At 41.8% G+C, this 12,732-nt stretch carries 11 protein-coding genes; 4 read left to right on the forward strand and 7 right to left on the reverse strand.

The window, feature by feature from the left end; translation table 11 throughout:
* Positions 1–265: 265 nt before the first annotated feature.
* The 5 genes from J4N43_RS22310 to J4N43_RS22330 form a co-directional block, all read right to left on the reverse strand.
* A complete protein-coding gene (locus J4N43_RS22310; RefSeq protein ID WP_158159462.1) occupies positions 266–1,129 on the reverse strand; it encodes a DNAase in 864 nt (287 codons plus the stop codon).
* A 164-nt stretch (positions 1,130–1,293) separates the two neighbouring features.
* Complete coding sequence (locus J4N43_RS22315; RefSeq protein ID WP_053349327.1) at positions 1,294–2,142, reverse strand: hypothetical protein; 849 nt, start codon at positions 2,140–2,142, stop codon at positions 1,294–1,296.
* A 395-nt stretch (positions 2,143–2,537) separates the two neighbouring features.
* Positions 2,538–2,804, reverse strand: coding sequence for a hypothetical protein (locus J4N43_RS22320; RefSeq protein WP_005373876.1), 267 nt, complete (start codon positions 2,802–2,804; stop codon positions 2,538–2,540).
* 324 nt (positions 2,805–3,128) lie between these two features.
* The gene (locus J4N43_RS22325) at positions 3,129–6,287 is read right to left on the reverse strand and encodes an efflux RND transporter permease subunit (protein ID WP_025767992.1); all 3,159 of its coding nucleotides are present in this window, start codon (positions 6,285–6,287) and stop codon (positions 3,129–3,131) included.
* 13 nt (positions 6,288–6,300) lie between these two features.
* On the reverse strand, positions 6,301–7,458 hold the full coding sequence (locus J4N43_RS22330) for an efflux RND transporter periplasmic adaptor subunit (RefSeq protein ID WP_005387110.1): 1,158 nt from the start codon (positions 7,456–7,458) through the stop codon (positions 6,301–6,303).
* A gap of 519 nt (positions 7,459–7,977) precedes the next feature.
* On the opposite strand from J4N43_RS22330, the gene J4N43_RS22335 reads away from it, so the two are divergent.
* Complete coding sequence (locus J4N43_RS22335) at positions 7,978–9,495, forward strand: phospholipase D family protein (RefSeq protein WP_062731074.1); 1,518 nt, start codon at positions 7,978–7,980, stop codon at positions 9,493–9,495.
* A gap of 90 nt (positions 9,496–9,585) precedes the next feature.
* Entirely contained in the window at positions 9,586–10,173 is a 588-nt protein-coding gene (locus J4N43_RS22340) for a class I SAM-dependent methyltransferase (RefSeq protein ID WP_031781098.1), read from the forward strand.
* 54 nt (positions 10,174–10,227) lie between these two features.
* Here J4N43_RS22340 and J4N43_RS22345 read toward each other — a convergent pair whose 3' ends face one another.
* Positions 10,228–10,698, reverse strand: coding sequence for an ASCH domain-containing protein (locus J4N43_RS22345; protein WP_005373887.1), 471 nt, complete (start codon positions 10,696–10,698; stop codon positions 10,228–10,230).
* Between the two features lie 200 nt (positions 10,699–10,898).
* Here J4N43_RS22345 and J4N43_RS22350 point away from each other — a divergent pair, with 200 nt between their 5' ends.
* Positions 10,899–11,744: a tetratricopeptide repeat protein gene (locus tag J4N43_RS22350; RefSeq protein WP_005373890.1), complete on the forward strand. Its 846-nt coding sequence runs from the start codon at positions 10,899–10,901 to the stop codon at positions 11,742–11,744.
* A gap of 13 nt (positions 11,745–11,757) precedes the next feature.
* Complete coding sequence (locus J4N43_RS22355; RefSeq protein ID WP_005373896.1) at positions 11,758–12,153, forward strand: DUF2391 family protein; 396 nt, start codon at positions 11,758–11,760, stop codon at positions 12,151–12,153.
* A gap of 9 nt (positions 12,154–12,162) precedes the next feature.
* Here J4N43_RS22355 and soxR read toward each other — a convergent pair whose 3' ends face one another.
* Positions 12,163–12,597, reverse strand: a complete 435-nt coding sequence (gene soxR / locus J4N43_RS22360; RefSeq protein WP_005373898.1) for a redox-sensitive transcriptional activator SoxR — start codon at positions 12,595–12,597, stop codon at positions 12,163–12,165.
* Positions 12,598–12,732: the final 135 nt, after the last annotated feature.

A 12,732-nucleotide genomic window follows, 5' to 3' on the forward strand; every position in this document is an offset into this window, starting at 1 on the left:
AACGGAATTTCACAGAGTAAAAATACACGTAGGCAACACATTCACAATTTAAACTCACGATAATGAAAACATTGATTGAAGAATTAACATTTTAACAATCATTACAACAATGTTAACTTTAGCCTCGTTGGTCGCGCTGGTGGTAAGCCTCTCACCAAGCCTATTGTCAGTTTTATATGGACGTTCGACCACCTCCAAAATGAATAGACACCCAATTTGGTGCCCTTTTTTCGCCCGTGAAAGCATTCTTCGCGGGCTTTTTTCTTTAAGTTAAGTATGAACGCTCTGGATCAACTTTTTTTGCCAACCTTTCGGATTTGGAGGTAGTATGCGAATCAATAAGCGGAGACAGTGCTAGCAACTCTAAAACGTTTTTTTCAAAGATTTCATCCGCGTGTCTTACCCAATCTAAAAACTTTTTTTGAGCAAATATAGGCTCGATTTCATATAAAAATTCAATACTAAAGTAAAACTCATTTTTGATAGGAAAATTGTACACTCTTCGATAGTCTTTTTTATACTCCAAATTTCCTTCTACATATTTTGAAAATGTATTTTCACCAATCTTGATATTTTGGCATTTGATTGGAGGATAACCACGAAGAAACTCTCCTACAAGGAACTCTTCTTTCGCTCTCTTTTTTTCTTCGTTTATCGGGTCTATTCCCCAACGATGATTTGCGTACGCAATGGCATCATTCATCAACTCTGTATGATCACCTTTTTGAGAACCGTCAGGTGACTCTACAGCATGATAAAAATCCACGTACTCTTTCTCTATAAATGAGGATAGTTGATTAACACTAGTAATATTTTCATCTGAAGATTTAATCCTTAACCGAATATATAAACCACCTTGTTTATTGATTGGTAATAGTGGATTTATTATTTTCTTTTTAAAAGAGAAATAAATCGTGGCCAATTTTATAAACTTTTCATGCCGCTCTACTTTTGAATCAATATTGAACCGTTGTAATTCAATAAAATCTTGGTATACATGACCTTCATATATATTGTTCGGACATTCAAATGATAGTACTAAGTCATCTATCTGGAATACATTATGTGACAAGTGTGCAAAATCTGGTTTCCCTCTAAACCCATCTTTAAAGATTTTGATAAAATTCATATTTATATCTCTTGTTATTTAAATATGTATTGATATTTGTGATAAGCTCTATACTAAATCCATTGGCCTTATATGCGCCATGGCGTACAAAGGTAAATAGACATCCAATTTGATTCATTTTTCTCTCATGGCTACATACTTTGCTAGCTTTTCTTGACGCTGTGTTACTCTGCCTTAGTTTTTTCGTTCAATCCCTTTACCGCTTTGGCTGTATACGAGTCGATGAGCGGAGACAAATCCAGTAATTCCAATACTTTTTTTTCAAAGGTTTCATCCGCACTTCTCACCCAATCTAAAAACTTCTGCTTAGCAAACATCGATTCGTACTTATACCAAAACTCGATGCTCAGGTAGAATTCATTTTTTATGGGTAAATTGTATACTCTTCGTAATTCACTCTTATACTTAAGATTACCTTCTGAGTATTTTGAGTATTTGTTTTTTCCAACTTCAACTATCTCACACTTTATTGGTGGATAACCACTTAAGAAACCTCTAATTAAATATTCTTCTTTTTCTCTTTTTCGGTCTTCACTTTCTGGAATTTCTCCCCATTGTTTATTCGCACGCTTAGTCAATTCTTTCATCAAGTCTGTATGATACCCCCTCATAGAGCCTTCACTTTGCTCCGGGGCATGATAAAAATCATAATACTCTCTCTCTAAAAATGAAGACAATTGACTAATATTATTAATATCTTCTCCAGCAGATTTAACCCGTAACCTAATATATAATCCACCTTGTTTGTTAATAGGAAGCAAAGGGTTTAATATTTTCTTCTGAAACAAAAAATATACCGTAGCTAACTTTACTAACCTTTCATGCCTCTCTACTTTTGATTCAACATCGAACTGTTCTAAATTAACAAGATCCTGGTATACATGTCCTTCATATATGTTGTTCGGACACTCAAATGACAGCACTAAGTCATCTATCTGAAACGCATTATGTAACAAGTCAGAGAAATCCGGCTTTCCTCTAAAACCATCTTTACACATTTTAATAAAACTCATATGTCTATCTCTTACTCTTCAAATATGCATCAATACCTTTAAACGAGAGCCTGCAATATGAGTTCTAATTCAAGTAAAGGTAAGCCACATACTAAGGTATTATGAAGGTCAAAAAGGAGATCGGATCTTTTCTAAATTTTAAATATCTAACATCACCTCCACTTTACTGAAATCTACACTTTTGAAAGTTACATCCGCTCCATCCAGCAATAGCTCATCAAACACGCCAACTATTGATAATAAGCTTGAGGATCTGATCTCCACCCATGAAATGAGAAACAAAAAAGCCAGCCTTAAAAGGCTGGCAAGTAGAGCAACAAGGTCAGTGCTTACTGCTAACTAACACCGAACTCGTATTGGATTCATTTTCGTCTGTTAGTCTCTTTTAGCGGCGTTTATGACTTGCTTGCTTTCTCTTTGTGGCACGTTACCTTTACTAACTGTTCTTGCTCATCTTTAATGTTTTTCACGATACGCTCATCACGTGCGTGAATGGCATCCATGTTCATTTGCTGAATATCTGCTATAGCTTCATGTTTCATTTCAGAAAAGTCCTGACGTAAATCTGAGCTCCACTCCTCTTTGTCTAAAGTGTTAGCAGCAGCGATTGGTGATGACATTACAGCAATAAGACTTAGAGTAGATAGAAATACGCTTTTCATAATAAGCTCCTTGAGGATTAGCAGTTAATTTTAATTACAATTTATATATTGCACATACGATGCCAACTTTTATTTTGTTATTTTTCAACAACTTAAATAAAACCTCATATTCAACGTTATCTTCGTCTGGTAAATTTCGCTAACCAAGTGTCAAATTAACCATGCAAATTTAAAACATTAGAAACATACATATTAGAAATACTTTGTCAGGCAGTTTTCTCATCAGATAATTACGTAACTGCCCACTAAAAAATCACTTTGAATCAAAATGCGGAAACAAAAAAGCAGCCCGAAGGCTGCTCCTAATCGTTAACATCAAGCTTGTTAACTCGATACGCTTGCTTCAACGCTCGACGTCACTGGCGACTTTCTGAAACGATTAATCAAACGATGGATAAACCTCTTAATCGATCTGAAAATATTTTTAATATCTTCAAGCATTAAATACAAACAAGGCACCAACACTAAAGTCAGAACCGTTGCGTACAACACCGCAAAGCCCAAAGCGACAGCCATCGGTATGACAAAACGCGCCTGCAAACTCGTTTCAAACATTATCGGCAATACACCCGCAAACGTCGTTATTGAGGTGAGCGTGATAGCTCGAAAACGAGCACAACCCGCTTCAACAACCGCTTGTTTGATGTTCATACCCTTTTCTCTTACTTGGTTTACGTAATCTGTCATAACCAGAGAGTCGTTGATAACCACGCCAGCAGCGGCGATCAAACCAAATGTCGACATCATACTTATGTCTAAACCTAGCCAGAAATGGCCCCAAATCGCCCCCGTCAGACTAAACGGAATGACGGACATTACAATCAAAGGTTGGGTATAACTTTTTAACGGTACAGCTAACAAGATGTAGACGATGATCATGCCTGCAATAAAGAACAAAATCTGTTCATTACGCTGCGCAGCTTGCTCTTCAATATCACCGCCCAATTCTGTTTTCACAGTTGGGAAGGCTTGCTTCATGTCCGGTAAGATATTGTCGTCAATGACCTTCACGATTTCTTGAGGTTCAACCAATTCTTCGTCTATCGAACCATAGACATAAACGGTTTGATACCCGCCTTCACGTCGAATGCTACTCACGCCCGGCTGCTCATTGATCTTCACCACATCACCCAACATGACCTTCTTACCTGCTGGTGTGGTAATCACAGCGTAACGCAATGATGAGAATGCTTCACGCGTCAATTGCGGGTAACGCACCATAACTTTAATTTCTTCACCATCACGAATAATGCGCTGTGCTTCGCCACCATAAAAGCTGCCACCAACTTGCTCTGCGATCATGGTGAGATCCAGACCGAGATCGTACGCTACAGGCGCAAGAGACAGGAGTACTTCTTTGCTTCCAGAATCAATAGAAGATGAAATATCATATAACCCTTCTTCCTGCTGTAAACGCTCTATCAAGTAACGACCAGCCTCGTTGAGCTCATTGATGTTAGAACCAAACAACAAGTAGCCAAACTCATCTCTGTCACCACCACCCGCACTCTGCTCGCGGATTTTGATGCTCTTCATACCTGGAATAACAGGCATAGCTTCACGCCAACGTCGAGCCAGCTCAAATGTATTGAACGGGCGTAACTCTTCATCAACCAAAGGTACTAATACACGACCTTCGGTGCGGCTTCTGTTGTACGACAGCACATCACGAATCATTCCTTGACCATGTTCTGCAATGGTCTCAGATTCGATCTTTTGCATGACACGTTCAATAGTCTTGAGTGCACTGATTGTCTGCTCACTTGAAACGGTATCATTCATTTCAATAGTGATCGCAGGATAGTCAGTCGGCACTTTAGGGTTGGGGATCACCCGAACATAATTCGCGTTGATCAAAGCCGCGCTGATCAGCAGTAAACCACAGAACACCGCAAACACTGTCCAGCGCCAATGGGTGCATGTTGTTACAAAGTTACGATACGGACCGTTTACAAAACCAAAAAAACGTTGGTTAAATCGGTCACGCCAGCCACCTGGTTTAACTGGCTTAAAATGAGTATGCGCAAGGTGTGCAGGAAGGATCAGCTTCGATTCAATCAAACTGAAGATCAAACAAAGAATCACGACCCCCGCGATACCATAAAAGAAGGCACTATCAATACCACTAGACAACAAGAAAGGGGCAAACACAGCAATTGTGGTTAACACACCGAAAGTGGCTGGTGTGGCAACACGTTTTACACCACGAACCACGTTTTCGACGCCACCGCCTTTTTCTTCAATTTCGCTGTAAGCGCTCTCTCCCATCACGATGGCGTCATCAACTACAATACCGAGCACCATAATGAAGGCAAAAAGAGACACGATGTTTACCGTGATCCCTAATGCAGGCATCATCATTACGGCACCGAGAAAACAGACAGGTAGCCCAATCATTACCCACATAGCCAAGCGGAAACGTAGGAAAATGGTCAGCATAATCGCGACTAATGCAGCGCCTTGCAGCAAGTTTTTCAACATCATGTCGAGACGCCCATTTAAATAATAAGTCGTATCAACTAAGACTTTGAGCTTAACATCCTGCGGCAATGTCTTGTTTTTTGCTTCAATATAATTACGAACGGACTGTGCAACAGGGATAATGTTCTGATCACGAGTTGCTTCAACAGACATGTAGATCGCATTTTGACCTGAGTATTCAAAGTAGCGCTCTTCTTCCGTAAAGCCATCTTTTATTGTGGCAATATCTTGCAACAGAACCTTTGCACCATTTGCGCCAAGCTTTACAGGAATATTTCTAAACTCATCACCACGGTAGTATTGGTTTTCAATCCTTACTGCAATCATCCCTGAGTTTGTTTTTACTTCGCCCGCAGAAAAGTTGGCTGAGTAACGGCTGATCGCGCTGCTGATATCGCTCAACGTCAGGTCGTATTTACGAAGAACAAGTGGGTCAACTTCAATCGCTATTTCTTCTTCTGGCGCACTCAGATACACCAGCATGACGTTTTCTAACTGAAGTAATTCATCTTCGATTTGCTTAGCAATCGGTTTAAGCTCCTCGAGCGGTCGGTCCCCGACTAATCCCATTTCGATTACATCTTGGCGCCATTCAACTTGGTAAACATTGATTGGTTCCATACCCGCTGGTAAGTTAGACAAGGTATCAATACGTTGATTTACATCATCTAAGACACGCTTGATATCGGCATTAACGTCTACCTCGATAGAAACATACGCGCTACCTCTAGAGGCCGTTGAGACTGCTTTTTTAATCCCGGTGACGTCTTTAATCGATTCCTCGACCTTAACGAGAATACTCTCTTCTATCTCTTGAGGAGAAGCGCCAGGATAAGTCGCACGAACATCAATGTAGTTCACCTCAATATTCGGAAACATCTGCCTTTGAATAAAGAGAAAACTCACCACACCCATGATAATGATGAACACCATCAAAAGGTTGGCAGCGACGGGGTTATTCGCAAAATAGGCAATTAAGCCCTTTTGTTTAGTATCTTCCATGACATACTCCTACTTACTGTACGACGGTTTCGGAGTCGTCACTCTTTTTTGCGATTTGTACCGCCATGCCTTTTTGAGGGTACTCTGGTAAGGTCAGTACCAACTTATCACTTTGCTCTAAACCTTCGCCCACCAGCAAAAACTCACCTTCTGCTCTCAAAACCGTGACAGTTCTGGGTTGAAGTTGATTATCGCCATTCACTACCCACACGGTACGATTTTTTACTAATTCCTGTGGCAAGCGATAGATATGCTTAAGTTCCTTACCAGTGAAGCTCACTTCAACGTAGGAGCCGAATTTAATTGGAGGCTGCTGGTTATCGACACCGTATGGGTCCGCGATTTGAATGACCATGTTAATCATTCGGGTAGCGCTATCAATCATGCCTAAATCACGAACTACTCGACCTTCTCTAGTGGTAGAAAACACACCTTGCTGCGTCACTGTCGCAGTGAGTTCACCAATGGATTCGGGTAAAAATGCACTATCAAAACCGGCAATGGGTACGTGCACCTCTGCCACTTCGATGTTGTTTAACGTGGCAACTCGAGAACCAGATGTAACAAATTGACCAACACCAATATCACGCTCAACAACCAGCGCATCGTAAGGTGCAACGACTTTGCAATTTTCTAACTCTCTTTTTGCTCGTTTGAGTGCCGCTTGAGCCGACTTCACTTGCGCTTGTGCGCTCAAAACGTGAGGCTTGCGTAAATACAGATCCGTCACTTGCTTATCGCTCAGTCTCTTTGCCTGACGTTTTGCTACTTCGGCTTTCGCTTGTTCCTCAATCAAGTTTGCGCGTGCACTAGCTAAATCGGCTTCAGCTTGTAAAACCGACGCTTCATAGTTGTCACTTTCAATTGTGAAAAGAACCTCTCCTCGTTTCACGATGCCACCCGTCACAAAATTCGGGTGCCAACTCGTAACTTCACCACTAACTTGCGCGGAAAGGTGTGTTTTTTCAAAAGGGACTAATTCACCGTGACTGGTAATCACCACTTTGTGATCGGTAGGAAAAAGAGAAGAAGCCTGAACAGTAGGTTCTGTAATTGCATCTTTGGTTGACTCTTTTTCCGGCGCAGTTGCGGCAATTGCAGCATATCCTGCATAAGAGCCTCCAACGACGACGAAGGGTAAAAGCCAACGTAATATGGGTTTTGCTAACATCGAAAATCCTTTTTTTATTGTTGTTTTCAACACCACACTTTTATTCAGTCCATTGCTCCCGGTAAGCATGGTGGTGAGAGAATTGAATTTGAATAAACATCAAAGCGGCGCTTGCCTAGTCTTTTAAGCAGCTAACTAGATAGTTATTGCCAATTCAAAGTTAATAAAATTAACAAAAAATTAACCAACTGCGCAAGTTGCTCTGACTTAACTTTTGTTCTAAACAGCAAATGACATGCCAAGCATTTATTTATTAAAAATCATATGGTTATATAAAAATCATTATTTTATCCAGTGTGCTATTGGTCATAATCACCAGATATTAGTGATTATGACCAATACGGCCATAATGATAATTAAAATAAATGATTATCTGCGCTCTAAAAGTTGAACTTAGTGCAGGTTCTATGGCAATTCATTGATTAATCGCTTGTTATCAAACGGTTCTGGGTGCATGTGGCGTCAGCTTAAGTCTATAATTTGGAGTAGGTAACACTCTGTAAGACAAGGAAATGTGCTTTGTTACAAACGCTCGCCAAGTTGCTCTTCCCCTCGCTGCTCACTATTTTATCGGCATGCTCATCCGTATCGTTGAATGACGCCAGTGAAAAGTCCACCAGCTTTCAGCTCGGTTATCAAAAGGATTCTGTTCTTGCGCAGTACTTTGAAGCTTACGGGAGAGACCCTAAGTCCATAACTGGCTTTGCACCGTTAAATCAGGGACACGATGCCCTTCTTGCTCGAACCTCTTTGATCGAGTCCGCCCAGAAAAGCCTTGATCTTCAATACTATATTTACCGTGGTGACGAAACGAGTCAGCTAATAACGTGGCGCTTGTATGAAGCGGCAAAGCGTGGTGTTCGAGTAAGGCTGTTGCTTGACGATATGCAAAAGCGAAACGACGATGTGATGGCTGCCCTCAATGCACATCCTAATATAGAAATCCGCTTATTTAATCCGCATCAGTATCGCGACTCCCGTTGGTTCGCTCTTGCTAGCGATTTTGAACGCCTTAATCGTCGTATGCACAATAAGTCTCTGATTGCAGACAGTGTTTCCGCCATTGTCGGAGGTAGAAATATCGGCAATGAATACTTCTCTTTTGAATCGCAAGTTGAGTTTGGTGATTTTGATCTTCTGCTCTATGGTGAGGCGGTACAACAAACTGCCGATCAGTTCGACCTCTACTGGAATAGCGCCTATTCGATACCAATGGAATGGATTACACCGAATTCACAGCAAATTACCGACCAAGCGATTCAAAAGCAGGTCAATAAACTCCGGTTAGAGGAAAAGTTTTCAACCAGCCGCTATGACTTCACTCAACTGGATATGTACCAAGATCTAAAACAAGGCAAACTCAAGCTCTACTGGGGAGAAGCGAAAGTATGGTTTGATCTGCCCGATAAAGTCGCGACCCGAGAGAGCCAACTTATTGATAATTTAACGGAGCTGGTTAAAAGTGTTGAGGATTCATTTGTGCTCATCTCTCCCTATTTCGTTCCAACTGAAGTAGGTACTCAAGCATTAAGTAACGCGGCCAAGCGAGGCGTTGATATCACGATTGTGACCAATAGCCTCGCGTCTAACGATGTGTTTGCCGTGCATGGTTGGTACGCAAAATATCGAAAAGATCTACTCGAAGCTGGAATAAAGCTTTGGGAAGTAAAAGCGAGCGCGAAACTCAAAAGTAAGTGGAGCCTCACGGGGAGTAGCAGAGCAAGTTTACACGCTAAAGCAATGACGATTGATAACAAAACACTTTTCGTTGGTTCGATGAACTGGGACCCACGTTCGGCCGCTTTGAATACCGAAATGGCCGTTGTTATCGAACAGCCAGAATATGTGCAAATGTTTCTAGAACAACTGCCGAGTCAACTGTCGAGTAACGCCTATGCCTTAACTCTGCGCGACGGGGACATTGTCTGGACCGACGTAAAAACAGGCGAAGAATACGAGTCCGAACCAGAAGCAGGAGTATGGCGAAAAATGGGCGCTTGGTTCTCCGGAATATTACCGATTGAAGATCAGCTATAACAGCTGCCAATACTGCAAACCTCCCCAGTCAAGCAAAACAAAATGGACGCTAGTTTTGGGCAGGGGACACAACCAACATAAGGAAGTTCAATGCCAGCGCAATGGAATGAATACTATCAGAAAATTTTAAGCCAACCTCACCGCCCAAACGTGGAAAATGCCGTAAACCAACTTAAGATAGAAGGCAAAGTCGCTCTTGATATTGGCTGCGGAATAGGTCGAGACAGCCACTTTCTCCTCGAAAAGGGATTTAAGGTTCACGCATGTGATAGCAATGAAGATGCAGTAAAAACTTGTTTAACACGCTTTGAAGGTAACAAACGATTTTCGGTTTCGCAGTGCTGTTTTACTGAGTTTAATTATCCTCAGTGCAGTTTGGTTATCGCAAATGCCAGTTTGTTCTTTTGCCCTGACACAGGCTTCAAACAAGTCTGGACAAAAATAGACAGCGCATTACAACCGGGCGGTATCTTCTGCGGCGATTTCTTGGGAGTGAAAGACTCCTGGGTTACCTCCGAAATGCATCCAAACATTACCGCATTAACAAAAAAGGAAGTGGAAAGCTTATTCGAGGGTTACGACCTCATTTCATTGCATGAAAGAGATGAAGACGGGACCACTGTAGTAGGAAGCCAAAAACATTGGCATATGTTTAGTGTGACCGCTCGAAAGCGCTAAAAATGGTCTCTCAATAAAGATAGCAGCACTTCAAATCAGTGCTGCTATCAGAGATTAATTGACGGGATACACCACTTCAAAACGCTCTAAAACCAGCGTACGTTTCTCATGCCAATCGATGTTCAACTCATCGCATTCAGCTTTAAAAAATGCAGTATGAGCATCACGCCACCAGTTTAAGGTTCTATCACCTTCGCCTTCTGCGAAGGCAAACTCTGCGGTTACATCCTCATATTTGCATGTACTTACGTCAGTAATTCGTATCACGCAAACCGGGTCCCCATCCCAATTCGTCACTACTTGTAAATGACCGACTTGGGGCATGGTTTCACCATGTTCTCGATACCAAAGCTCCAAACTGCACGATGCAGTTTTCTGTCCAATACGAACCAAATCTGCGCATACATTCGCGTTGTATTCGTCGGCACAATAATAGTCAGCACTGACTGATGGTACAGCTTCCCTTTGTTCTGGTGATAATAATTCTAGGAATTGTTCTAAGTAATCCTTAGCTCGCGCGTCCATGCTCACTCCATTAATCATAAATTCGCAAGGAGGATAAAAGATATCACAACAAATAACCACCAGGAACAAACTGAAAAACAACAAGAATATGACTTCTACGTAGACGACTGTTATTTCTTTTGTAATAACTTTGCTAAACGTTTGTGCTATTTGCTATTGTTGCATGGTCTATCTGTACTCTTCTCGTGAAAGGACGTTATATGCGCTTATTTATTGGTATTTTTTTCTCGCTGATACTTGCCTTGCCAACAATGGCATCGGAGGAAAAGTATTCAGAATCGGATCTGTTAGATAGACCATTAATGGAACGCTATATTTTAGATGAACTAAAAGCGCTACGTCAGGACTATCAAAGCCTAGAAAAGCGAATGATCACAGAGATCACCGATCGCGAGCTAACGGTCGCAGATAAATCGTTGAACTATGCCAACGTGACCGTTACATACTTCTTCTACATCATTGCTGGTGTCGCATCGCTGATTGCCTTTGTCGGATGGCAATCTCTGCGCGAGTTTAAACACAACACCAAAGAGATGGCTGATAAACGATTGGAGAAGATCGCCCAAGAATACGAGAAAAAGTTTGTCGCCCTTGAGCGAGATTTAAAACGCAAAACTCGCATTATCAGTGAAAACAACAAAGAGATTGAGAAAATCAACGAGATCCATAACTTATGGCTACGTGCACAAAGCTCTCAAACTCCAGAACAACGTATTGAAATCTATGATGAAATCTTATTAATTCGTCCAGGTGATTTAGAAGCGTTGACTTACAAAGCCGACGCAGCGATGGAAATCAACGAATACCATTGGGCACTTAGCATTTGTAACCGCGTACTTGAAGTCGATTACACCAACGGCCCTGCACTGTATCAACGCGCGTGTGCATACTCTCGCCTTGGTATCGAAGAGCAAGCTATTGAAGACTTGGAACGCGCAATTGAATACAGCCCATCCATTCGTGATTTACTTGCCGAAGAACGAGACCTCGAATTGCTGCACGGTAATGAGCGTTTTGAAAAGCTCTTACATCTAGCAAGCGAATAATGGAATAAACAGCATGAGCAGCCACTTTAATCTAGAAGACGCTAGCCAAGTATTGGTTGGTGCTTTTGCCCTAGCAGTCCCGATCTCATTTTCGGAGGAGGCGTGGCGATTGGGTGAGAGCCTACCAATGGCAAACTTGCTCATGCTGTTAAGTCTTTCTGTCATTTTCCTCAGTTTTTTCGCGTATCAAAGCGTGTTTCAAAGCCACATCAAGAATCGCGTATCCATCTTTATTTTTCGTGTGGTTATCGCGTACCTCATTGCGGCCGTTGTGGTAGCGTTAGTTCTTTTCTGTCTTGATAAGCTGCCACTCATGAATGAGCCTTTGGTTGCGATAAAGCGCGTTATCGTCATCACAATGCCTGCTTCGATGGGCGCGATCGTAGTCGACAGTTTCGACAAAGAATAGAGATAATCGCTACTCTTCTTCTAACGTTAAGTTCGACCCCGAGTGGTCTTTCCCTAATACATCTTCTGGGTTTCGCAGTGCGCAGGTTTCTAACGACAAGCACCCGCAGCCAATGCATCCGCCTAAATCGTTTTGCAACGCTTTAAGTTTTTGAATCTTTTGTTCTAACTGTTCATGCCAATGGCTTGCCATTTCTTCCCATTGCGCTTTGTTAGGGGCTTGGTGTTTCGGCAGTTCATCTAACGCATGTTTAATTTCTTCTAACGACAACCCAACTTGCTGCGCTGCTTTGATCACCGCAACACGGCGCAACACACTGCGATGGTAGCGACGCTGATTACCTTGATTTCTCCAACTCGAAATCAGTCCTTTTTGCTCGTAAAAATGTAGGGCAGATACTTTCACTCCAGAACGTTTTGCCACTTCTCCTACGCTGATTTCCATCCTTGACTCCCTGTGTATCAATTTTGTTAAAAAAATGCTTTACCTCAAGTTTACTTGAGGTTTTAAAGTTGCACCATCTTAATTAACGCTAAACCCCGGCGATCTCAAGATAATGTGTTCAGCGCGAACGACTTG

The organism is Vibrio sp. SCSIO 43009, assembly GCF_023716525.1.
Classification (GTDB): Bacteria; Pseudomonadota; Gammaproteobacteria; order Enterobacterales; family Vibrionaceae; genus Vibrio; species Vibrio alginolyticus.

Bases quoted from the DNA above. Each gene is read 5' to 3' on its own strand.
- J4N43_RS22315 (WP_053349327.1), bottom strand. From the start codon at position 2,142: ATGAGTTTTATTAAAATGTGTAAAGATGGTTTTAGAGGAAAGCCGGAT.
- soxR (WP_005373898.1), bottom strand. From the start codon at position 12,597: ATGGAAATCAGCGTAGGAGAAGTGGCAAAACGTTCTGGAGTGAAAGTA.
- J4N43_RS22355 (WP_005373896.1), top strand. From the start codon at position 11,758: ATGAGCAGCCACTTTAATCTAGAAGACGCTAGCCAAGTATTGGTTGGT.
- J4N43_RS22340 (WP_031781098.1), top strand. From the start codon at position 9,586: ATGCCAGCGCAATGGAATGAATACTATCAGAAAATTTTAAGCCAACCT.
- J4N43_RS22310 (WP_158159462.1), bottom strand. From the start codon at position 1,129: ATGAATTTTATCAAAATCTTTAAAGATGGGTTTAGAGGGAAACCAGAT.
- J4N43_RS22325 (WP_025767992.1), bottom strand. From the start codon at position 6,287: ATGGAAGATACTAAACAAAAGGGCTTAATTGCCTATTTTGCGAATAAC.
- J4N43_RS22350 (WP_005373890.1), top strand. From the start codon at position 10,899: ATGCGCTTATTTATTGGTATTTTTTTCTCGCTGATACTTGCCTTGCCA.
- J4N43_RS22345 (WP_005373887.1), bottom strand. From the start codon at position 10,698: ATGGACGCGCGAGCTAAGGATTACTTAGAACAATTCCTAGAATTATTA.
- J4N43_RS22330 (WP_005387110.1), bottom strand. From the start codon at position 7,458: ATGTTAGCAAAACCCATATTACGTTGGCTTTTACCCTTCGTCGTCGTT.
- J4N43_RS22320 (WP_005373876.1), bottom strand. From the start codon at position 2,804: ATGAAAAGCGTATTTCTATCTACTCTAAGTCTTATTGCTGTAATGTCA.